Below are 22,480 nucleotides of genomic sequence, written 5' to 3'. Positions count from 1 at the left end.
GATCAGTTCTTGGTCCAATGATGAGTAAAAGGACAATCCTTAAAGTCATCGTCAATTCGAATGTATGTTTTTACGGCCTTATCGTTGATCCATTTCTCAACGGCTCTGTTCTTTTTTTCTGCCAAGGCAGCTTGCTGAATCCGTTGGTAATCGTCTTGCATATTGGCAATATGCGGCTCAGATTTTTTCTTCAGATAAAACAGATTGTAGGCTTCTTTACCATCAGGCGACTGGGTTTTAACAGCTTTCGAAATATCGCCTGCTTGCATGTTCTCGATTGTAAGAAAGAGGCGTTGATCAATGGAACCAAGCTGATCCATGTCGAAAGCAGGCGCACCCGTCATCGGGTTAAACATCATTCCGCCATTCGATTTGCTTTCAGGGTCATCAGAGAATTTCTCTGCTGCCTCAGCAAATGTCATTTTCTTTTCGGTAATCAGTTCGTGTATGCTGTCGAGAAATGTTCGCGATAGCTCAAGATCTAAAATGGAGGTTTTAGGCTGAATCAGAATGTGGCGAATATTGATCTGTTCGCCACGTCTTTCAAGCATTTCCATGAAGTGGAAGCCATAGCTCGTTTCAAAAACTTCGGAAACCGAATCTTCTTTCAGTCGGAAGGCAACGGCATCAAATTCGGGAACCATCATTCCGCGCTCAAAGAAACCGAGGTCGCCACCTTTTTTGGCAGAGCCAGGATCTTTAGAATACAGAATGGCCAATGCACGGAAACTTTCGCCATTCAATACACGCTGTCTTAATTCCTCAGCTTCAGCTTTGGCAGCTGCTTTCTGTTCTTTGGTAATGGCAGGTCTACGCATGATCCTTCCGAGTTCAATTTCGGTGTTGATGAATGGAAGACTGTCTTTCGGTATCCGATTGAAATAAGCACGTGTTTCGGCCGGAGTCACCTTAATGTCGCCAGAGATTTTGGCCTGCATCCTTTGGGTAAGCAATTGTTCCTTGATCAATTCGCGGAATTCATCTTTGATCTCGAGGATTGATTTCTCGTAATACTCCTCCAATTTTTCTTGCGAACCTAGCTGCGCAATGAAGTACTCTAACCTGCGCGACAGTTCGTCTTCCACTTCACCGTCAGATACCTCAAGACTGTCTACCTTGGCGCGGTGCAACAGCAGGTTTCCGTAAAGAAGCTCTTCAAATACGATGCATCGGCTATCATCATTGGGTTCATAGCCAGAAGCCAGCATTTGCAAATACTGCGTTTCCAGTTCAGATTGCAGTGTGATGCTTCCGCCAACAACCGCAATCACGCGGTCTATGGTTTGTCCTTCTTGAGCAAAACTGCTGAAGGAAAAGATGAGAGTGAAAAGCGTAAGTAATGTATTCTTCATATCATTCATTCATGATTTCGAATTGGTTCTTCGAAACCGCCTCTTCAAATATGTCTCTTTCCAAGCGTTGAATGAGCTCCAGTTTACGCTGGTTCAAAAGTATACTTCTGATGTTCTGCTTTTCAAACTCAATTGGCGAAACACTGTTTTTGTATTTAAGTTCTTTCACTTCAAGTAAATAATGCGCTGTGGAATCTTCCAATTGCGCAAAATTGTAGCTCGAAAAATAATTTACGTTCAGGTAATTCGTGTGCGGCATTTGGTTCAATAATTCGCTGAAGGGAACCCATTGCTGGTCGTTCAGATGAAACGACATTGCATGCTGACTAGAGTATTCTTCCAGTTCTTGTCTGTCTTCTGGCTTTTCCGACCGGCACAGTTTCCTCACTTTCTCTACGTCCTTGCTATTCTTATCCAGCTTCACAAACAGGGCTCTCGCAATGTTGTCCTGTAACTCGAAATTGTCCTTGTTATTGTTGTAGTATTCTTCAATTTGTTTAGCAGAGATTGTCGTGTCAAGCCGCTGGTTGATCAGTTGCTTTTCATATTGATAGATGATCAGCGATCTTCGGTACTCCTCCAACTGCTCGCTTACATCTTTGGCATTTTCAGTCAGGTTCAGTTCTGCCTTATCAAGCAATAGCATCTGCGTTGCCCAAGTTTTGATGTAGCTGTTTGCAAAGCTTGAACTGTCTTCTGGCGTGATGCCTGTTGGAAGGGCCGATGCCAGTTCATCTAGATACAATTCGTGGTTTTTTGCCTTGGCAACCACAGTGCGATTTTCTTCCTTTTTAAAAAAATCGCACCCTGCTATGGTCCATAGCAGGGTGAGAAGTAATGCATATGATAAGGTGCGCAACAGCAGCTTATTTGATCTGTAGAAGTAAGTCGCGGTTAGCGCTGAACTTGTATTTACCACGAAGTTCATTGATCCATTCTTTTTCAAGATAGTTCTGATATTCTGCAGTAACCAATCCTCTCGCTTCTTTCAATGTTTTTGGTGTTGGAGCCGAAACCGCTTTCACCAAGATCAGCACTTGATTCTCTCCATCTTTGAACGGACCAAAGACGCCTTTTTCCCAAGTAACGTTCTCCAACAGTTTCTCGTCATTTGCCTCGTACATCCCTTGGTCTACTCGAAGATTGAGTTGAGAATTCGCATTGAATTCCTTAAGAATTTCCTCTTTGCTTGGTTTCTTTTTCTTCAATTTCTTAAGTAATATTTTCTTCAGCGGTTCAACTACAGAATCTTTCTGACAATAGTAGATTTCTGCATCCAATCGTTTTTCCCACATGAATTTATCACGGTTTTTCTCGTGGAACGCCTTCAATCCAGAAGTGTCTTTTACAGCCTTAGACCACACTTTGTCGTCTGTAAGGTCAAACAAGAGAATTCCATCTCTGTATTCCTTCAGCAAAGCTTTGTATTCAGGGTATTTACCAGCTAGTTTGCTCTCTTCATAAGCAAGCAGGTTCTCGTCCACAAATTGATTGAACATAGCATAAAGCACCACTTTCAGGTCGTCTGCTTTTCTTCTAACCTGATGTGTGCCAATGTAGTTGGCCAAGTCTTCTTGAGTGAATTTTTTGTCGCCAATCTCGCATACAACTGCGCTAAGCCCTTTGGCAGTATCAGCGTTCCATTTTCCTTCGATGATCGCGTCAGTCAAGTAACTGCTTAGTTGATCAACTGCAGCACGATTTTCCTTGAATCCATAATCTTTTTTGATTCGATTTAGGACCGAAGTCGTGCTCATTTCAGAACGGCTGTCTTTAGCAACCTTCGAGTTCAATTCTTTTTCAATTTCTTCGAATGTTGGAACTGAGTAACGTTCCAATCGTTTTACGATGTGCCAGCCATAATCTGTAAGAACCGGTTCAGAGTAATCGCCATCAGCTTTCAATCCAAAAGCGGCTACTTCAAATGGAGGAACCATTCTACCTGTTCCGAATTTTGGAAGTTCGCCACCTTTAGTAGATGAACCTTTGTCTTCCGAATATTTCTTCGCAAGCTCTTCGAAACTCTGACCTTTATCTAGTAGGTCTTTTACTTCTTTGATCTTAGCTTCCGCTTTTTGACGGTCTTCATCGGTAGCCTCTGGTGGAGTTTTGATCATGATGTGAGCAGCTCTGATCTCTCCTTGTGCTTCACGACTTCCTAAAACTTTAATGATATGGTAGCCAAATCGTGTACGAACAGGCATGCTTACTTCACCAATTGGTGTAGTGTAGGCAGCGCTTTCAAATGGATACACCATTCGAAGCACAGAAAACCAACCTAGATCACCACCGTTTTCTTTGGCAGATGGATCTTCAGAATATTTTCTTGCTAAGGCAGAAAAATCGCCTTTCAATGCTTGCTTGCGGATGCCTTCAATCTTATTGTAGGCAGCAAGCGTATCTTTTGGCAAGGCATCTGGCCCAACCTTTATAAGGATGTGGCTGGCGTGCATGTCTTTCAAACTTCTTTCGTAGGCTTCCTGAACAAGTTTCTCAGACACCTTTTTATCGGTTAGATAAGGTTTTGCCAATTGTTTTTGGTAGCCTTTCAGCTCTTCAATGAATTTTTTCACCGTATCCAATCCCAAGGATTCAGCTTCGCGCACTTTCAATCGGAAATTGATGTAGAGGTCAAGATAATCTTCCAGATCTTTCTGGTCAATCGTTTCATCTCGGTTGTTCTTCTTATAAACCGCTTCAAATTCTGATAATGAAATGTTCTGCCCGTCAACAGTTAAGAGAACAGCGTCCTTCTCTTGGCCGAAAAGATCAACGCTACCAATTAGCAAGGCCACAAGCAGGGTCGTTTTAAAGAAATTGTTCTTCATAGTTTAAAGTGTTTTTAATAAGGGTCGCAAAAATAGAAAAATGAGCATGCCAAAATTGACCGACTAAGGACTGTAGTTTGGTGCTTCGCTAGTAATGGTAACACCATGCGGATGGCTCTCTCTGAATCCTGCTGGAGATATCTTGATTAGCTTGGCGTTCTGAAGGTCGGTAATGGTGGCGGCTCCGCAATATCCCATACCGGCACGAAGTCCACCAACTATCTGGTACATGACCTCTGTCAATGTTCCTTTATAAGGCACTCGACCAACAATTCCTTCGGGAACAAGTTTTTTGATATCGTCTTCCGCATCTTGGAAATAACGGTCTTTCGAGCCTTTTTGCATGGCTTCAATCGAACCCATTCCTCGATACGTTTTGAATTTTCTTCCTTCCAGAATAATCGTTCTGCCCGGAGATTCTTCGGTTCCTGCAAACATGCTTCCGGCCATGATCACATCAGCACCGGCAACCACAGCTTTCACAATATCGCCTGTAAACTTTATGCCGCCATCAGCAATTACTGGAACACCAGTTCCTCTCAATGCATTGGCAACATCCATTACTGCGGTAAGTTGAGGAACACCAACGCCTGCAATGATTCGCGTGGTGCAGATTGACCCAGGACCAATGCCAACTTTCACAGCATCCGCTCCATGCTTCACAAGCATCAGTGCAGCTTCTGCGGTGGCAATATTTCCAACAATCACCTGTAAGTTTGGAAAAGCATCCTTCGCAATCTTCAACGAGTTGACTACTCCTTTTGAATGGCCGTGTGCGGTATCAATGATGATCGCATCAACCCCTACAGCTTCTAATGCGGTGACGCGCTCAAGCATATCCGGAGTTACGCCAACTGCCGCAGCAACTCTTAACCGGCCATGCTCGTCTTTGCAAGCATTGGGTCTTAGTTTGGTTTTGATAAGGTCTTTGTAGGTGATTAGTCCTACCAATTTGTAGTCCTTATCAACAACAGGAAGTTTTTCGATGCGATGTTTTTGCAACATGGCTTCGGTTTTCAAAACATCCTTCACATCAGTGATAGTGATCAGCCCTTCTGAAGTCATCAGCTCACTGATCGGGCGCTTCATGTTTTTTTCAAAGCGCAGGTCGCGATTGGTGATGATGCCGACCAGTTTTCGGTTGTCGTCCACCACAGGAATTCCACCGATCTTATATTCGGCCATCATGTTCTCTGCATCTCCGACCAAGGCATCAGCCTTCAGCGTTACAGGATCCAAGATCATTCCACTTTCAGCACGTTTCACCTTTCGGACTTCGAGTGCCTGCTGTTCGATGCTCATGTTCTTGTGAATAACTCCGATTCCACCTTCTTGGGCAATGGCAATGGCCATGGCAGCTTCGGTTACAGTGTCCATCGCAGCAGATGCTATCGGGACATTGATGCTGATGTTTCGGGTGAATTTGCTGCTGATGTTCACATCACGCGGCAAGACTTCGGAGTAAGCTGGAACGAGAAGAACATCGTCATAGGTAAGTCCCTCTCCTTGGAACTTGTTTGAATCTAATGACATGGGCGAATTTTTCCTTTGAGAATAAAATTCGTGCAAAGGTAAAAATATAACCCGCGTTCAATTGGGTTTAACACTCTTTTGCAATATGGGTGAAAACGAAAGGGTCAATCGCTATTTTTGAGCATCTTGCAATACAGAATAATGGTGATGGAATTGAAAAGTAGCATGCGCGTAATTGGTTTTTCAGTGATAATGATGGCTGCAGTCGTTTCTTTTTCGGGATGCGAAGTGTTTGTCGATTTAGGTTTGAAGACCTCTACTTTCGAAATGTACGATGCGCGGCTTCCGAACAGCGACCTAAATTGGAGTACGCTGCTGTTACCTGGCTACAAGGAAAACGACCCGTCTTTTCGATACCTGATTCACTATTACGATAACGATAGATGTACTGGTTCATACTATGCTGCCGATACGCTTCAATACGAAGTGGAAGGCACTTGGAGTTTATTGGAACCGGATGTAATGCGCTTGCAACTTGATGATTTTGTGGATGGCGATTTCAACATCACAAAATTGGATAAAACGACCTATTTGTTGGAAACTGAATCTAACAAGCACGGACTCCCCATCGATCCGCCAACATTACCACTGAAGCTTTATAATCGTAAAGTTTACTGATGGCAGAAGAGAAGATTTACGATCACATCGTGGTTGGTTCGGGTTTCGGAGGTAGTGTTTCTGCTATGCGTCTTTCTGAAAAAGGTTATGACGTTTTAGTGCTGGAAATGGGCAAACGTTGGGAATCGAAAGATTTTCCGAAAAGCAATTGGAACGTGCAAAAGTTCCTGTGGGCGCCTGTTCTCAGAGCCTTCGGAATTCAGAAAATCAACTTCCTGAATAAAATAATGGTGCTTGGCGGTGCCGGAGTTGGAGGCGGAAGTTTGGTTTACGCCAACACGCACATGTTTCCGCCTGATGCATTTTTCAATAATCCAGTTTGGTCAGGCATTCGAGATTGGAAATCTACGCTGCAACCTTTTTATGAAAGGGCGCGCTTCATGCTCGGCAGTTCGAAGTATGAGAAAGAAGGTCCAGAAGATGAGGTGTTGAAGCAGATTGCCATCGACATGGGAAAATTGGACACCTACAAACCGGTTGACCACGTAGGGGTTTATCTCGGAGACAGAAAAGTAGAGAAAGACCCTTATTTCAATGGTTTGGGGCCAATGCGCAAAGGCTGCATCGAATGCGCCAATTGCATGGTGGGTTGTAGGTACAATTCCAAGAACACGCTGGATAAGAATTACCTCTGGTTTGCCGAAAAATGGGGAACGAAGATTGAAGCCGAAACACGTGTAACCAAGGTTGAATTCAAGGACGATATTTACCACGTTCACACAGAATCTTCCACTTCGCTTTTCGGGAAAAAGAAAAGGGTTTTTAAAAGCCGTGGAATCGTTTTTTCCGCTGGAGTTTTGGGCACAATGAAGCTGCTTTTCCGTCAGAAGGAAGAATTCAAAACACTTCCGAATTTGTCGGATAAACTGGGAGCGAACCTTCGGACGAACTCAGAATCACTTTGCGGAATTGCGGGCATTGATAAGAAGATGAACTACGGATTGGCCATCAGTCGCGTGTTCAATCCAGATGATAACACGCACATCGAATTGGTTAAATATGGAGATGGTTCTGGTGCGATGGGATTACTTTCCGTGATGGCTGCTGGCGATGGTCCAGCCATTGTCCGAATACTCAAAATGCTTTGGAATCTCATCACCAGTCCGCGAAAGGCGTGGAATGTGATTCGAAGAGAATTTGCGCATCATTCCATTATCCTTCTAGTGATGCAATCGCTCGACAATGCCTTGCAGATGAAGTGGAAGAAAGGTCTTTTTGGTGGGAGTTTGACCGCCACGAGTGGAGACAACGCCCAAGTTCCAGCATACATCGAAGTAGGTCAAAATGTAATGCATCGCTACGCAGAGAAAACTGGAGGAACGGCCATGAATGCGACTACGGAAGTGCTGTTCAATATGTCTTCAACCGCGCATATTTTGGGTGGTTGCCCGATGGGAGAAACAAATGAAACAGGTGTTGTAAACGATAAGTTCGAAGTGCACGGATACCCAAACATGCGCGTGCTGGACGGTTCCGTCATTCCGTGCAATTTGGGCGTGAATCCGAGTTTGACCATCACCGCGTTGAGCGAATATGCCATGAGTCATGTTCCAGCGAAAAAAGGTAACACAAGGCAAACATTGGAGCAACAAATGGCTACTAATTCTGCAGCATGAAAGCCACGTTTTTCCTTTTATCCTTTTTCATTTGCTCCATCGCGGTAGCACAGAATGCGGATCAACCATTTTGCGGAAAAGTGAACGAAGGCAAGGAACTGAAAACGGTTTCGACCATCGGTTTTGGTTCGTGTGCCAATCAGAATGCACCTTATCCTGTGCTGCTGAAAATTGCGGAACGCAAACCCGATGTTTTCTGCTGGTTGGGCGATAACATTTATGGTGATTCTCAGAACATGAAGGTGCTTCGCGAGAAGTACACCAAATTGGGTTGTCATGAAGAATTCAGGAAACTAAATGAAGAAAGCTATTTTCTGGCCGTTTGGGATGACCACGATTTCGGCAAGAATGATGGCGGGAAATTCTACACGAAGAAGAAAAAGTCGAAAGAATTATTCCTTGAATTCTGGTGCGAACCGCAGGATTCAGAGCGCAAAAATCATCCAGGAATCTATCACTCAACCACTATTGGGCCAGACGGACAGCGGGTTCAGTTCATCATGCTCGACACGCGAACATTTCGCGATCCATTGCGATTGAATGTTGGCGGACATCTGTTCGGAATAAAGAAAAAGTGGAAGAACGATTACATCCCCATTCAGCGGAAGTCTGCAACCTTTCTTGGTAAGGAACAATGGGCTTGGCTGGAGAAGGTGTTGAAGGAACCTGCCGATGTCCGCATCGTAATGTCGAGCAGTCAATTCGGTATCAGCTACAACGGATATGAGGCTTGGGCAAACATGCCGCGCGAGCAGGAGAAATTTGTTGAGCTTATTAAAAAGACCAAAGCCAACGGCATCTTATTCATTTCGGGCGATGTGCATTGGGGCGAAATCTCCAAGTTGAAAGCTGATGGCTGCTATCCGTTGTATGATATCACTTCAAGCGGTATCACGCAGGAATGGAGCCATATCGAACCGAACGACAATCGCGTTGGCGAAGCTTTTGCTCCAAACAATGCGGGCATCATTGAAATTGATTGGGAACAGACTGACCCGCTCATTCAATTCAAATTGATTGATGTGAATGGGGAAGAAGTTCGAAAGCACCAAGTGCGATTAAGCGAGCTTCAATTCTGATTTCTTAGAGACCAGCAGCAATCCGATAAAGGTGATTGTTCCGTTAAGAATCAAGAGTTCAAAACCGAATTTATAACCGCCTAGCCAAGCTTCCGAATTGGCATTGATGACGTATGTGAGAACAGGCGAAGCCAAGCAGATTATCGGAACGAGTTTGTCGCGCACATTCAACTTCGTGAAAAGCCCGAAAGCGTAAAGCCCGAGCAACGGACCATAAGTATATCCCGCTACGCGGAAAACAGCACTGATTACACTTTCATCGTTCACCCATTTGAATATCATGATGGTTAGGACAAGTATTGCTGACATTACGATATGCACTTTCTTTCGAAGCTTAACCTGTTCGTTTTTCGGCTTTTTCTCAACGTCCAGAATGTCCACACAAGCTGAAGTTGTCAAGGCCGCTAATGCCGAATCAGCACTAGAATAAGCAGCAGCTACTAAACCAAGAATGAATAGAACACCGACTATTACAGGGAGTTCTCCGCTTGTTGCTAGCAACGGATAGAGGTCGTCCGTTTTAGCGGGAATTTCAATTCCTTTTGCAGTTGCGAACAGGTAAAGCAATGCGCCCAAAGCAAGGAAAAACAGATTGACAAACACTAGCACAAAACTGAAGCTGAACATGTTTTTCTGCGCTTCGCCAATGTTTTTGCAGCTCAGGTTCTTCTGCATCATGTCTTGATCCAGACCTGTCATTACAATGGAGATAAATGCTCCAGCCATAAACTGTTTCCAGAAATATTTCGGATGATTCATATCCTCAAAAAAGAACATTTTGGAATAATCGCTTTGTTTGATGGTTGAAACCATTTCACTGAATCCGAATCCGAGTTCCTGACTGATAATTCCGACTGTAAGAATAACCGCCAAAAGCATGAAAAGTGTTTGGAGCGTGTCGGTCCAGATGATGGTTTTGATGCCTCCCTCGTAAGTGTAAAGCCAAATGAAAACGATGGTGCCGATAACTGTTGCCACGAACGGAACGCCCCACGCATCGAAAATGGTGAGTTGCAAAACACCTGCTACTAAGTACAGCCGAAAAGATGCGCCAATGGTGCGCGAAAGTAGAAAGAAGGAAGCTCCGGTTCTGTAGCTGTATTTCCCAAAACGGTCATCCAAATAGGTGTAAATGGAAGTGAGATTGAGCCGATAATACAAGGGCATCAGTACTGTGGCAATCACGGTGTAACCGACCAAATAGCCCAGCACCATTTGCATGTAACTAAACTGCGATGTTCCCACCCATCCCGGAACTGAAATGAAGGTAACGCCACTCAAACTGGTACCGATCATTCCGAAGGCTACGACCCACCAAGGCGAGTTCTTGTTGCCCGTAAAGAAAGAATCGTTGTCAGCGCCTTTCGAGGTTACTTTTCCGATAATGAAAAGCACTACGAAATAGCATGCGATGATGGAGAGGATGAGAGTTGGTGACATAGCTTAACTTCTAGCAAAGGTTATCAAAGGTTCGATATTACCGTTGTCGGCTTCTCGCAAAGCGGCAATGTACGTTTTGCGAACCTCATCAGGTTTGCCCATTCGCGAATGACTCCATGAGAAAACCTCAGATTTGAAAATGGTTTCGATAATGATGTCAGCCATCATCCGCGAGTGCCGCCCGTTTCCGTTTGCGAAGCAATGTATGCTTACCAAACGATGTTTGAAGCGGATGGCAATCTCATCTGCCGAATACGTTTCGTTGGCAACCCAATAGTTCGTGTCGTCCAGCAATTGTTTCAGTTCCGTGGGTATCTGCGTCCATTTTGTGCCGATATTCTTATCCGTTTTTCGGAATTCGCCTGCCCATTTCCACACATCACCGAACATGCGTTTGTGAACGTTCTTCAGGAATTTTTCGGTAAGTATCTGGTTGGGTTTCAACTTGGTCTGAATGACCCAAGCCAAAGCCTTTTCCAAGTTCAACTGCTCCAGCTCGTCCAATTCGGCATGAGTAGAAACCGAGGCGATGCGAAGACCTTCCTTCTCCGTTTCGTCCAAAGGCGTTTGGCCGTCATGGTATTCGAGTTTCAATCCCATATCGATCGCCTCAGTTCGCGCTTTATTTCATCAGTTAGTTCGTCAATGGCTGAAGCAATTCGCTCTTCGCTGTTGCCTTGATTCTCCAGTTGCATGTTTTGGTGCGTGCGCTTCACAATCTTCTCAGCCAATGCACGTGCTTTTTGCCCCACTAATTGGTCTAATGTGCCGTTTTTCGGTACAAGACCATATACCAATTTCATGTCCATGGCGTTTGCAGCTTCCTGTAAGTTCTTCAGCGAAATGCTACCATTCGCCTCTCGTAATTCAATGGCCTTGGCCGATTGCTTGGATGTGCCAAGCCGATTGCCCAACTGCTCCAAGGTCATGTTCAAGGCCGTGCGGATGGCGTGCAGCCAACCCTTCTCGGGTGCAGGAATGCCGTTGGCCGAACGGAAAGGCTCCATCTTCCGCCCCAGTTGTTCCAATATGAGTTTGTTTCGAGTTGCCATAACGACCACTAATTGAAACAAAAGTAAATAAATAACTTGACGTATATTGTTTTAAGTAAAATTATAAGTTTACTTTAATAGTATGTAAGTAAATGAATAGATTGACTTGTTGGTGTTTCTATCCTTGAATCGAAGGGTCGTTCGTTATTGAGTGTTTGAACCAAATGTTTTTCTTAGAATTTCTGATGCTCCACTATAGTTGACTAAAAACTCATTCACATATCCTTTTGGTAGGTGCACTATTGATAAGGTTCCATCGTCCTTAAGCCTGAAAGGCTTGAACATGGCGGGAGCTGATTTTTCAGAGATACCAAACATCACGATAAATCCATCCAACATAAATGAATAAGAAGTTTTACCGTCTTTTCTGTGCTTACGAGGTTGCCCAACAATGTCTGTCGCAACACTTGGGTCATTTCTCCATGAAAGTACCGTAATCTCAATTTCTTCATCACCAGAAAAACTACCATCAAAAAGCTGCACTCGTAATTTTTCTTCATACGGACCCAAATCTACTTCGTAGAACATTGGTCGCTTGGAGATGCTTGCTCTCCAAAGAACAGAGATGAGACAAAGTTTGGTTTTTATGTAATCTAGATTTTCCAACCTCCAGAATTCGCTTCCGCTTTCAGTTTTAATGGATTCACATTTAATGGATAAAGGTTGTTGCGTTCGATACTCGTGAATCAATCTACCTAAATAGCTTTCATACGAGCCTAGTATGTCGCCATCACATTCCTTACAAAGCAATCCCCCCCTCGTATTCTCCTTTAGGAGGTCTGGATACTTTGGTGTCCCCTTTGGCTCTTTCGGTGACGCTGAAGCTAATCATGCGGTGGTTTTCATCATAGAGATCTGTATAAAAGAATTCAGGGATAATGTGTGTCCGCTTGATTAACGATTTTTTCTTTTGGCAAAGTCGACAGGTCTGCATTATATGTTCTTTCGAATATTGTAGAATGTCAAAGATAAAGGCCTTCAATCCTATCTTCGCCCCAATGAATCTTGTTTCCAAAGTTCTTCAGCAAGCGGTAGATGAATTTGCTCAATTGCCGGGCGTAGGTCATAAAACGGCCTTTCGGTTTGTGCTGCATCTGCTCAAGAAAAATCCAGATGAACTGAAGAAATTCGGCAATACGTTTTTACAATTGCAAGAGCAGGTTCAGTATTGCGCAACGTGTTTCAATATTACCGATAGCGAAATCTGCGATATCTGTGCCGACCAAAGACGCGACCGCACAACCATCTGCGTGGTGGAAGATATTCGCGATGTGGTTTCTATTGAAAATACCGAGCAGTTTAAAGGATTGTACCACGTGCTTGGCGGCATCATTTCGCCATTGGATGGCGTGGGTCCATCAGACCTCAATATTCCACCATTGATGGAACGCTTGGAAACAGGTGAAGTAAGTGAGGTGATTTTCGCACTCACTACCACCATGGAAGGCGATACCACTACCTTTTACTTATCGCGGCAGCTACAGAAATACAATGTAAAGTTGAGCACCTTGGCACGCGGTGTTTCCGTTGGCGGTGGTTTGGAATACACAGACGAACTCACGCTTGGCCGTTCGCTCATCAATCGCGTTCCGTACGAGAATTCGCTGGTCAATAAATAGCGAGCGTCAACCTGAACTTGTTTCAGGTTCTAGATGCTGAAATAAATTCAGCATCACGAGGTTTGTCGGCTTATTGCGCTAATTAGCTTCGATGAACTTCGTTTCGGATATTCGCGAAACCAAAACCACGGTTCTGAAACTCTCCATCGTCATCGTCAATTATAATGTGCAGCACTTCTTAGAGCAGTGTTTGCAATCGGTCATGGTGGCCATTCAGAATATCGAAGCGGAGGTTTTTGTAGTCGATAACAATTCGGTTGATGGCTCGGTTGCGATGGTAGAAACCAAGTTTCCGAACGTAAAACTGATTGCCAATAAGGACAATGGTGGCTTTTCCAAGGCCAACAATCAGGCAATGAAAATTGCCAAAGGAGAATACGTGTTGCTGCTCAATCCCGACACATTAGTGGAGGAAGACACATTTGAAAAGGTGGTCAAATTCATGGATGAGCATCCTGATGCCGGTGGTTTGGGTATTAATATGGTGGATGGAAAAGGCAACTTTCTACCTGAAAGCAAGCGCAGTCTGCCAACGCCCGAAGTCGCGTTTTACAAGATTTTTGGCTTGAGCTGGTTGTTCCCAAAATCCAAGCGATTCGGGAAGTATCATCTTACGTTTTTAGATAAGGACGAAACGCATGAGATTGAAGTGCTTTCGGGCGCTTTTATGCTCATGCGCAAAGAAGCCTTGGATAAAGTAGGGCTCTTGGATGAGGATTACTTTATGTACGGAGAAGACATCGACCTCTCATACCGCATTATTCTGGGCGGCTACAAGAATTACTACTATCCCGAAGCGCGCATCATTCATTATAAAGGAGAAAGCACCAAAAAGGGCAGTCTGAATTACGTTTTCGTGTTCTATAACGCGATGGCCATTTTTGCCCGAAAGCACTTTTCGAAAGAGCGGGCAAGGATGTTCTCGCTGCTCATCAATTTTGCCATTCTGTTGCGCGCTTCCATTTCGGTGGTGCATCGTTTTGCCAAGCGCATTGCCTTGCCCATTTTGGATGGAGCACTGATCTATGCGGGTCTTTTCGTCATCTCCAATTATTGGGAGTTTGCCGTAAAAGCAGGCGAAGGATTACATTATCCCCTAGAGTTCTTTTTGTTCGTCTTGCCTGCATACGTGCTGGTTTGGCTCGTTTCCATGCATTTTTCTGGCGGCTACGACAAGCCAACGAAACTCACCAATGTGATGCGCGGACTGTTTGTAGGTTCGGCCATTATCCTTATCGGTTACGGATTGATGGGCGAAGAAGTGCGCTTCAGTCGAGCGGTCATTTTGCTCGGTTCGATTTGGGCTTTGATTGTTATTCCCGTACTGCGGTTTGTGCTTCATCTGCTAAAAGTGGAAGGCTTTAATCTGAATAGCGAAAAGACAAAGCGCTTTCTCGTAGTCGGAAAATCAGATGAAATCGGTCGGGTTGAGAATCTGTTGAAAGACACATTTAAAACACCGGGATTCATTGGTCGGTACGAAGTGGCTGATGTAAACGACCTTTCGCAGTTGGATGATTTTATTCGGATAAATAAAGTGGGCGAAGTGATTTTCTGTGCGAAGGATATTCCCGCGCAGCGAATCATTGATTGCATGACCCAGACCAAATTTCCGGAGGTTGATTTCAAGATAGCACCAACAGAATCGATGTTCTTGATAGGAAGTAATTCCATCAATACCGCTGGCGATCTTTACGCTTTTGGCATCAATGCCATCACAAAACCAACCAACCAGCGTATGAAACGACTGTTGGATTTTGTGTTGTCCTTGATCTTTCTGTTGTTCAGTCCGCTCATCATGTGGTTTATGAAAAGTCCACTTGGTTTATTGAGGAATATCGTATTCGTGCTAATTGGAAAACGAACATGGGTCGGTTACATAAAACAGCACAATGCCGATCAGAATTTTCACCTTCCCAAGATCGCATCATCGGTGCTCAATCCCTTGGATGGATTGGAGGCCGGAGAACCGGATGAAGAAGGACTTTCGAGATTGAATATGCTGTATGCAAAGGATTATCGCGTAGCGAACGACTTGAATATTGTGTTCAAAGGCTTCAGAGAACTTGGTCGGTAAGGTTTATTCCGATCGTTGCAATCGATTACCTTTGCGCACCCAAAATTGAAGCAATGGCTAAAGTTGAAGTGTTGATGCCCAAAATGGGCGAAAGTGTTGCAGAAGCAACGGTTATCCGTTGGCTAAAAGAGGTTGGCGATGTCATAGAAATGGACGAGCCGATCATGGAAATTGCTACCGATAAGGTGGATTCTGAGATTCCATCGCCTGTAAGTGGAGTGCTTGCCGAGCAATGCTGCCAAGCCGATGACGTGGTTCAGGTAGGAAGCCCAGTAGCATACATTTCTACCGAGGCAGAAGCAAAGGTAGAATCAACTCCTACAGCTCCAGAACCTGTTAAGAACGAATCAACTCAAGTAATTGCAGAGCCAGCGTATTCTAATGGCTCTTCATCAAATGGAGCAACGGAGGTTGGCGACATTCCTAAACGCTCCGATTCAGGTAAATTCTATTCGCCATTGGTAAGAACCATTGCACAGACAGAAGGCGTTTCCCTCAAAGAATTGGAATCAATTTCGGGTAGTGGTCAAGGTGGAAGAGTAACCAAAGCAGATATACTTAGCTATCTACCTAACCGAGGAACGCAGACACAAGCAACACCAGAGCCAGTGGTGGCCAAGCCAGCAGCTAAAGTTCACGCAACGGCTTCTGTAGGACATGCTTCCATTCCGTTGATGGCAGGAGATGAGATCGTGGAAATGGACCGAATGCGTAAGATCATTGCCGAACACATGGTGATGAGCAAACATACATCACCACACGTTACCAGCTATGTAGAAGCCGATTTGACCAATGTGGTCATGTGGAGAAATAAGGTGAAGGATGACTTCCAAAGAAGGGAAGGTGAGAAGCTCACCTTCACCCCGATTTTCATCGAGTGTCTCGTCCGAGCGATAAAAGACATGCCGGGCGTCAACGTATCGTTGGATGGTCAGAATATCATCAAGCGTAAATCGATCAATATGGGAATGGCTGCGGCCATGCCATCGGGCAACTTGATTGTTCCTGTTATCAAAAACGCAGACCAAATGAGTTTGCTCGGACTTACTAAAGCCGTAAATGATCTTGCTGAACGCGCTCGGGCAAATAAACTGAAGCCAGAAGAGATTCAAGGAGGAACCTATACCATGACCAATGTGGGAACGTTTGGAAACGTGATGGGAACACCCATCATCAACCAACCTCAGGTCGCCATTATGGCTGTTGGCGCCATTCGCAAGAAACCAGCTGTCATAGAAACACCAACGGGCGATGCCATTGCCATCCGCCACATGATGTTTCTTTCCCATTCATACGATCATCGTATTGTTGATGGTGCTTTGGGTGGTTCATTTGTTCGTAGAGTAGCCGATTATTTAGAGAATTGGGACATCAATAGAACCATTTAGGTTTATTTGCGTATCGGCTTGAATCCGAAGTAGAATTCGGGATAATTAAACCTGTCTGATCAATAGGTCAATAAACTGATATGTACCAAATGAGTCGACTCTTACTCTTAGTAATTGCCATTCTTTTTCTGTGCAGTTCTGCTGGTTTTGCCCAACGCGAGGTGAATAAAGAGGCGCATTTTAAGCGTGTTTACCCAGTTGCGAACGAACAGTTGGAAGCCAAAAGGCCAGAAAGGGCGGTCAAGAATTTCCAAGACATGCTTACTATAGACCCAACCAATGCTTTCTTGAGCTACAAGGTGGGGCGATGTTTACTGTTGATGAATGGAAAGAAAAGTGAGGCAGTACCATATTTGGAAAAGGCTGTTTCGAAGGCCAGTGCAAAATCAAAGGACAGTTACAAAGAAGTTCAGGCGCCATTGGATGCCTATTTCTATTTGGGACGTGCTTATCATCTCAATTCGCAGTTCGACAACGCGATTGTAGCATATCGTAAGTACATGGAAGTTGATAAATCGTTGGCCAAAGACAGGATCGAGGAAATTGAATGGATGATACAAACGTGCCTCAATGGCAAGTTGATCGTTGAATCTCCAATTAGCGCAACGATTGAGAATCTGGGAGAAAACATCAATTCAATTTATGACGAATACTCTGCTGTGGTAGATGCCACGGAGTCGATGCTCATTTTTACATCTAGAAGGCCTACAAGCACAGGTGGTTTGTTGGATCTGGACGACAAGTATTTCGAAGACATTTTTGTGTCGCAGAAACAGAAAGACGGAACCTGGGGCAAGCCTGTAAGCATTGGTAGTACGATCAATACAGAAGGTCATGAAGCAACGATCGGTCTCTCTGCGGATGGTCAAGAACTTTACATCTACCGAGATGATTTTGGAGATGGAAATATCTATGTTTCTGAATTTAAAGGAAGTTCATGGAGCGAACCGAAACTGTTAAACAGCAATATCAATTCTCCATTTAGAGAAACACATGCTACCGTTTCGGCCGATGGACAAACGCTGTATTACACTTCGGATAAATCTGGATTAGGCGGTATGGACATTTTCCGTAGTCGCAGATTACCAACTGGTGAATGGTCCGTTTCCGAAAATTTGGGAGATGTGGTTAATACAAAATATGATGAAGAGGCGCCATTCATTCACCCTGACGGGAAAACGCTCTTTTTCAGTTCCAAAGGACATAATAGCATGGGAGGCTATGATATTTTCTTCTCCATTGAAGAGAACGGAAAATGGTCAACTCCAATGAATGTTGGTCAACCAATGAATACCGCTGATGACGAATACTTCTTCGTTATGTCTGCGGATGGTAAGCGGGCTTATTATTCATCTTCTAGCGGACAAGGTTTAGGTGGTAAGGATATTTATCTGGTCAATTTGGACACAGATCGCGAGATTCCGTTGACAGTTTACAAAGGCGAGATAGTGCCAGATGCGACAGGCAAGCGACCAGAGGACGTTTCCATCAAGGTAACCGATAACGAAACAGGCGAACTATTCGGAGTCTACAAACCAAGACAGGATAATGGCCGATTCGTTCTCATTCTTCATCCAGGACAGAACTACAACATTTCCTATGAAGCGGACGGTTATCTCTACAAATCAGAGAAACTATATGTTCCAGAAAACAGTTCTTACTTCGAAATCAACCGGGCTGTTCAGCTAAAAAGTGTTGCTCTGAATAAGTAATTCGCATCGCAGCTTTGGGTAATCGCCATAATATTCTGCCGCTTTCTAATTCTTATATCTTTGCGAGATTATGGATTGACCGTTAAATGGGCATCCGTTAAGTAAGAACACTCACTGCAACAGTAGTTCTGAGGAAAAGGGAAATGAAGTATTTGATCTCGTGCGGGTTGCTCTGTTTATTGTCTGTGGCTTGCATAGCACAGCCTTATGGCGACCCAAAATTCAAGCAAAAATTCAATAAGGCAGATGCCTTGGTTTTTGATGGCGCTTATCTGGAAGCGTTGCCGCTTTTGGAAGAAATGTATGCGGACGATAGTACCAATGCTAATCTTAATTACCTGCTTGGCGTGTGTTACCTTATGGGTAGCAAAAATCATACGTTGGCTATTCGAAGGTTGGAAAGTGCAACAAGAGATGTGTCCTTAGAATACCAAGAAGCGAATTGGAAGGAACGTAAAGCGCCCGGAAAAGCATATTACGTTTTAGGTCGTGCTTATCATTTCAAGAATCTGTTCGATAGAGCGGTAACCAATTATTACAATTATCGGTCATTCATCGAAATGGATGATGTTGAAACCTATAATCAGGTTAGGCAACAGATTCAGTACGCTGAAAACGCGATGGAGTTGATAAAAACACCTGTCGGAGTTAAAATCACCAATCTGGGCGCGAACATCAACACGAAGTATCCAGATTACTGTCCTGTTGTATCTGCCGATGACCGTGTGCTCATTTTTACCTCCAGAAGAGAAGGGGGAACTGGCGATGCAAAGGATGAAAACGGAAATTACTATGACGATATCTATGTCTGTTCTAAGCAAGGTGATGGAACGTGGAGCAGGCCAAAAAGTATAGGTTCAAATATTAATACGCCAGGACACGAAGCTGCAATTGGTCTATCTCCTGATGGCCAATTGTTGTTCATCTATAAAGACGATAATGGCGATGGCAACATTTATTACAGTAAAAGGAGTGGTGATGATTGGACCAAGCCTGAGCCAATGGGCTCAGATATAAATACGAGCTCTTGGGAAACGCATGCCACCGTGAATGCTACACAAGACATGCTCATTTTCGTGTCGAACCGAAGCGATGGCGGTTATGGTGGCCGCGATCTTTGGTATTGCAAGAAATTGCCGAATGGAGAATGGGGACTTGCCATCAACATGGGTAGTGTCATCAACTCGCAGTTTGAAGAGGATTCTCCCTTTCTTTCTGCAAATGGACAGACACTTATCTTCAGTTCACAAGGTCATACCTCGATGGGAGGATTTGACATTTTCAGGTCAGAATTTGAAGATGGATCATGGACACTTCCAGAGAATATTGGATACCCGATAAATACAGCTGAAGATGATGTATTCTTTGTCTTAACGCCAGATGGAAGGCACGCATACTACAGTTCGCGAATGGATGGTGGTTTTGGCGACACAGACCTTTACAAACTTCGTTTGGAAGTCAAGAAAACAGAAGGAGCAGCTGTTGCGCGTGGAATCATGAAAGTTCCTGCAATGGCTTATGCCGATATCAAAGCTCAGATCGTTGTAACAGACGAAGGCGGTGCCCAAGTAGGAACATATCATCCAAACCCAACTACGGGGTATTATGTACTCATTCTTAAACCAGGAGAAACCTACACCGTTTCGTACGAAGCAGATGGATATGAAACAGTTGTTTCGAAACTACCCGTTGCAGAAGGTGAAGTTTACGCGGAGTATGATGGTGTTGTTGAGCTGGAAGAAGTAGTGTTCGGAAAGGACATTCTTGCTATTCAGAAAGAAACCAAAGTACTTGAAGAGGAAAAAGCGATTGCGGCTGCAAAAGTGGCGGAGCAAGAACGGTTAGCGCAAGAAGCTGATGCCAAAGCCAAGAAGGAGGCCGAAGAGTTAGCGCTGGCACAAGAAAAGGATGCCGAACGGAAAAAGGCAGAACAACTAGCAGCTAAAGAAAAAGACGATGCTGCTGCAGCATTGGCTTTAGAAGAGGAAAAAGCTAAAAAAGCGGAATTAGATAGAAGAAAAGCAGAGGCAAAAGCAAAGTTCGAAGCGCAGCAAGCCCAAGCTGCCAAACAGAATGCAGAGGAAGAAGCAAAGTTGAAACTAGAAGCTGAGCTAGCTCAGAAAAAAGCTGAAGAGGAGGCTAGACTACAAGAAGAACAGAATCTAGCAAGTGCAAAAGCTGAGGAGGTAGCGAGGTTGCAAGAAGAGCAGAATGTAGCGAAGGCAAAAGCTGAAGAGGAAGCCAGAGTTAAAGAGGAAACTCTAGCAAAGGAGAAAGCGGAACAAGAAGCTGCAGAAAAGAAGACAGAAGAAGAGGCTTCGGCAATGGCTAAAGCTGCTGAAGAAGTGAAGTCGGAACCAATTGTTGAACTCAACGAAGAAGTTTCACAACCTCAAACAGAAGTTGTTGAGTCCGAAAAGTCAGTCACTTCAGAGCCTGAACAAGGAGAGTTGCAAGTAGTAGAGGTTGCTCAGCAAGAAGCTTCGCAAGAGACATCGCAGCAGGAAGAGTTGGCCGAGGCTGATGAACAAGCGCAGATACGAAAGGAGTTCGAGGCTGCTGAACAAAAAGCGAAAGAAGAAGCTTCAGCCAAGGTTGAACAGGAAACGGTAAATGAGAATGTTGTAGTTGATGCAGACGGGAAGTCACCATCGGTTGAACAAACATCGAATGTAGAAACTGAGGAAGACAATGAATTGGCGCAACAGCTTGCGGCCGCTGCGGCAGAGTCTGAAGCCAAGCGCTTAGCCGAGGCTGAACTGAAGAAAAAGGAACTTCAGAAAAGAATTGATGCGCTAAAAGCGAAGCAGCAAGAGCAGGAGAAACAGGAAGAACTGGAAATAGTGCAAGAACCAGTGAAAGAAGTGGCTGTGCAGAAGATGACAACTCAAGAACCTGCGGCAGCTATCGATGCAGATGCCATCAAAGCTAAGCGTGACGCAATGATGGCTCGAATCGAACAGCTTAAGAAGAGCAAAGTAGAGGTCGAGAAAAAGAAAGTGGTTGATGAGGCCGCTGTAGCTGAAGCCTCAGCAAAGGAAAAGCTGGCTTTGCAGAAAAAGCAGGAGTTGGTGAAAAAATCTGACCAGACCAAAGAAGAAATTGCTGCATTACAGAGTCAGTTGGCCGTAGTTGAAAAGCAAGTTATAACCGCTGAAAAAGAAGTTGAAGTGGCGAAATCCGCAGTGGTTATTGCACAAGAAAAGGTTGCAAGTGATATTGAAGAGGAGAAACGTATTGCACAAGAAGCATTGGTTAAACAACAAGAAGCCGATGAAGCGGCTCGTCAGATAAAAGAGTTGGAAGCATTGGAGCAAAAGCGAATTGAACAAGAACGTTTAGCGGCAGAACAGCAACAGAAGGAGCAGAGAGAAGAGGCTGAACGTACAAAACGTGAGCTGATTCAGCTTGAAGCAGTTGCTGAACAACAAAGACAAGTTCAGGCGGCTTTGGAGGCGGAAGAGAAGAAGAAAAAAGTGATTGAAGCTGCAGAGAAGGACGCCTACAGCAAAGAGGAGATTTTATCGAATGCTGCCACCTTGGATGAGTTGCGGAATCTGAACAGGAAATTGATTCAGGATAATTTAGATCTAAGAAAGGAACTTGCCGAATTGAACAGAAAGTTGGATTTGATTCTTGCTAGATTGGATTATGCACCGGATGGAGAAAAAGTTGATATTCCGATGAGTTCTACAATGAAGAATCTTCAGGAAGGGAAACGTCTTATTCTGAGAAATATATTCTTTGATTATAACGAAGCTGTGCTGAGGTCAAAATCAATCCATGAATTGAATAAACTTTTCGAGTTCTTGAATGAAAATCCGGGAATTCAAATTCAGGTTTCTGGACACACAGACTCTCGTGGAAATGATGATTACAACATGAGGTTGTCCAAAGATCGTGCTCAAGCTGTGGTTGATTATCTTATTCGAAACGGTATTTCATCTAAACGGTTAACCGCTGTTGGATACGGTGAAACTCGTCCTATCGCTCGAAACGAAAATGCTGATCTTACTGATAATCCTATTGGCAGACAGTTAAATCGAAGGATTGAGATCAGTATACCGGAAGGAAAAGTGAATGGTGTTGAGGTCGAAGAAATCAACGTTCCCAAAAGCGCTCAGATACGGTAACTCGATTTGAGTGTTGATTTCCTCTTATTTTCT

At 44.2% G+C, this 22,480-nt stretch carries 16 protein-coding genes; 8 read left to right on the top strand and 8 right to left on the bottom strand.

All coding sequences use genetic code 11. The features are described 5' to 3' along the window. Positions 1 to 2: 2 nt before the first annotated feature. From K9J17_04690 to guaB, 4 genes are all read right to left on the bottom strand, one after another. A complete protein-coding gene (locus K9J17_04690) occupies positions 3 to 1,352 on the bottom strand; it encodes a peptidylprolyl isomerase (GenBank protein ID MCF8276012.1) in 1,350 nt (449 codons plus the stop codon). Position 1,353: 1 nt separating this feature from the next. Beyond that, positions 1,354 to 2,211, bottom strand: coding sequence for a hypothetical protein (locus K9J17_04685; protein MCF8276011.1), 858 nt, complete (start codon positions 2,209 to 2,211; stop codon positions 1,354 to 1,356). Positions 2,212 to 2,218: 7 nt separating this feature from the next. Next, a complete protein-coding gene (locus tag K9J17_04680) occupies positions 2,219 to 4,180 on the bottom strand; it encodes a peptidylprolyl isomerase (GenBank protein MCF8276010.1) in 1,962 nt (653 codons plus the stop codon). 63 nt (positions 4,181 to 4,243) lie between these two features. Further along, positions 4,244 to 5,713: an IMP dehydrogenase gene (guaB, locus tag K9J17_04675; GenBank protein MCF8276009.1), complete on the bottom strand. Its 1,470-nt coding sequence runs from the start codon at positions 5,711 to 5,713 to the stop codon at positions 4,244 to 4,246. 126 nt (positions 5,714 to 5,839) lie between these two features. Here guaB and K9J17_04670 point away from each other — a divergent pair, with 126 nt between their 5' ends. The 3 genes from K9J17_04670 to K9J17_04660 are packed head-to-tail and all read left to right on the top strand — an operon-like array spanning position 5,840 to position 9,026. Further along, a complete protein-coding gene (locus K9J17_04670; GenBank protein ID MCF8276008.1) occupies positions 5,840 to 6,331 on the top strand; it encodes a hypothetical protein in 492 nt (163 codons plus the stop codon). After that, positions 6,331 to 7,947 carry a GMC family oxidoreductase gene (locus K9J17_04665; GenBank protein MCF8276007.1) on the top strand — a complete coding sequence of 539 codons (1,617 nt, stop codon included), beginning with the start codon at positions 6,331 to 6,333 and terminating at the stop codon, positions 7,945 to 7,947. Before K9J17_04670 ends, K9J17_04665 begins: the two co-directional genes overlap by 1 nt. Next, on the top strand, positions 7,944 to 9,026 hold the full coding sequence (locus K9J17_04660; GenBank protein MCF8276006.1) for an alkaline phosphatase family protein: 1,083 nt from the start codon (positions 7,944 to 7,946) through the stop codon (positions 9,024 to 9,026). Before K9J17_04665 ends, K9J17_04660 begins: the two co-directional genes overlap by 4 nt. Here the strand turns inward: K9J17_04660 and K9J17_04655 are convergent. The 4 genes from K9J17_04655 to K9J17_04640 all read right to left on the bottom strand — a co-directional run bounded on the left by K9J17_04655 (position 9,006) and on the right by K9J17_04640 (position 12,046). Continuing rightward, positions 9,006 to 10,466: a sodium:solute symporter gene (locus K9J17_04655; GenBank protein MCF8276005.1), complete on the bottom strand. Its 1,461-nt coding sequence runs from the start codon at positions 10,464 to 10,466 to the stop codon at positions 9,006 to 9,008. The genes K9J17_04660 and K9J17_04655 overlap by 21 nt on opposite strands. A gap of 3 nt (positions 10,467 to 10,469) precedes the next feature. Beyond that, complete coding sequence (locus K9J17_04650) at positions 10,470 to 11,066, bottom strand: mobile mystery protein B (protein ID MCF8276004.1); 597 nt, start codon at positions 11,064 to 11,066, stop codon at positions 10,470 to 10,472. Further along, the gene (locus K9J17_04645; protein ID MCF8276003.1) at positions 11,057 to 11,518 is read right to left on the bottom strand and encodes a mobile mystery protein A; all 462 of its coding nucleotides are present in this window, start codon (positions 11,516 to 11,518) and stop codon (positions 11,057 to 11,059) included. The genes K9J17_04650 and K9J17_04645 overlap by 10 nt, the downstream gene beginning before the upstream one ends. Positions 11,519 to 11,662: 144 nt before the next feature. Next, positions 11,663 to 12,046, bottom strand: a complete 384-nt coding sequence (locus tag K9J17_04640; protein MCF8276002.1) for a hypothetical protein — start codon at positions 12,044 to 12,046, stop codon at positions 11,663 to 11,665. Between the two features lie 470 nt (positions 12,047 to 12,516). Here K9J17_04640 and recR point away from each other — a divergent pair, with 470 nt between their 5' ends. The 5 genes from recR to K9J17_04615 all read left to right on the top strand — a co-directional run bounded on the left by recR (position 12,517) and on the right by K9J17_04615 (position 22,447). After that, the gene (gene recR, locus K9J17_04635; GenBank protein ID MCF8276001.1) at positions 12,517 to 13,137 is read left to right on the top strand and encodes a recombination mediator RecR; all 621 of its coding nucleotides are present in this window, start codon (positions 12,517 to 12,519) and stop codon (positions 13,135 to 13,137) included. Positions 13,138 to 13,228: 91 nt separating this feature from the next. Then, positions 13,229 to 15,214 (top strand): glycosyltransferase family 2 protein, encoded by a 1,986-nt coding sequence (locus tag K9J17_04630; protein MCF8276000.1) that lies wholly within the window; start codon positions 13,229 to 13,231, stop codon positions 15,212 to 15,214. A gap of 53 nt (positions 15,215 to 15,267) precedes the next feature. After that, positions 15,268 to 16,602 (top strand): 2-oxo acid dehydrogenase subunit E2, encoded by a 1,335-nt coding sequence (locus tag K9J17_04625; protein MCF8275999.1) that lies wholly within the window; start codon positions 15,268 to 15,270, stop codon positions 16,600 to 16,602. Between the two features lie 89 nt (positions 16,603 to 16,691). After that, on the top strand, positions 16,692 to 18,314 hold the full coding sequence (locus K9J17_04620) for a hypothetical protein (protein MCF8275998.1): 1,623 nt from the start codon (positions 16,692 to 16,694) through the stop codon (positions 18,312 to 18,314). A gap of 143 nt (positions 18,315 to 18,457) precedes the next feature. Further along, positions 18,458 to 22,447, top strand: coding sequence for an OmpA family protein (locus tag K9J17_04615; protein MCF8275997.1), 3,990 nt, complete (start codon positions 18,458 to 18,460; stop codon positions 22,445 to 22,447). The last annotated feature ends 33 nt before the right edge of the window (positions 22,448 to 22,480 follow it).

Source organism: Flavobacteriales bacterium (assembly GCA_021739695.1).
In the GTDB taxonomy this organism is placed as follows: Bacteria; Bacteroidota; Bacteroidia; order UBA10329; family UBA10329; genus UBA10329.
The sequence above is the reverse complement of the archived record's forward strand: the minus strand, read 5'-3'. Positions and strand labels throughout refer to the sequence as shown.

What these genes read in the sequence shown, in the direction of transcription:
- recR (MCF8276001.1), top strand. Translation starts at nt 12,517, where the DNA reads ATGAATCTTGTTTCCAAAGTTCTTCAGCAAGCGGTAGATGAATTTGCT.
- K9J17_04690 (MCF8276012.1), bottom strand. Translation starts at nt 1,352, where the DNA reads ATGAAGAATACATTACTTACGCTTTTCACTCTCATCTTTTCCTTCAGC.
- K9J17_04655 (MCF8276005.1), bottom strand. Translation starts at nt 10,466, where the DNA reads ATGTCACCAACTCTCATCCTCTCCATCATCGCATGCTATTTCGTAGTG.
- guaB (MCF8276009.1), bottom strand. Translation starts at nt 5,713, where the DNA reads ATGTCATTAGATTCAAACAAGTTCCAAGGAGAGGGACTTACCTATGAC.
- K9J17_04640 (MCF8276002.1), bottom strand. Translation starts at nt 12,046, where the DNA reads ATGTTCTACGAAGTAGATTTGGGTCCGTATGAAGAAAAATTACGAGTG.
- K9J17_04665 (MCF8276007.1), top strand. Translation starts at nt 6,331, where the DNA reads ATGGCAGAAGAGAAGATTTACGATCACATCGTGGTTGGTTCGGGTTTC.
- K9J17_04660 (MCF8276006.1), top strand. Translation starts at nt 7,944, where the DNA reads ATGAAAGCCACGTTTTTCCTTTTATCCTTTTTCATTTGCTCCATCGCG.
- K9J17_04650 (MCF8276004.1), bottom strand. Translation starts at nt 11,066, where the DNA reads ATGGGATTGAAACTCGAATACCATGACGGCCAAACGCCTTTGGACGAA.
- K9J17_04615 (MCF8275997.1), top strand. Translation starts at nt 18,458, where the DNA reads ATGAAGTATTTGATCTCGTGCGGGTTGCTCTGTTTATTGTCTGTGGCT.
- K9J17_04630 (MCF8276000.1), top strand. Translation starts at nt 13,229, where the DNA reads ATGAACTTCGTTTCGGATATTCGCGAAACCAAAACCACGGTTCTGAAA.
- K9J17_04620 (MCF8275998.1), top strand. Translation starts at nt 16,692, where the DNA reads ATGAGTCGACTCTTACTCTTAGTAATTGCCATTCTTTTTCTGTGCAGT.
- K9J17_04680 (MCF8276010.1), bottom strand. Translation starts at nt 4,180, where the DNA reads ATGAAGAACAATTTCTTTAAAACGACCCTGCTTGTGGCCTTGCTAATT.
- K9J17_04625 (MCF8275999.1), top strand. Translation starts at nt 15,268, where the DNA reads ATGGCTAAAGTTGAAGTGTTGATGCCCAAAATGGGCGAAAGTGTTGCA.
- K9J17_04645 (MCF8276003.1), bottom strand. Translation starts at nt 11,518, where the DNA reads ATGGCAACTCGAAACAAACTCATATTGGAACAACTGGGGCGGAAGATG.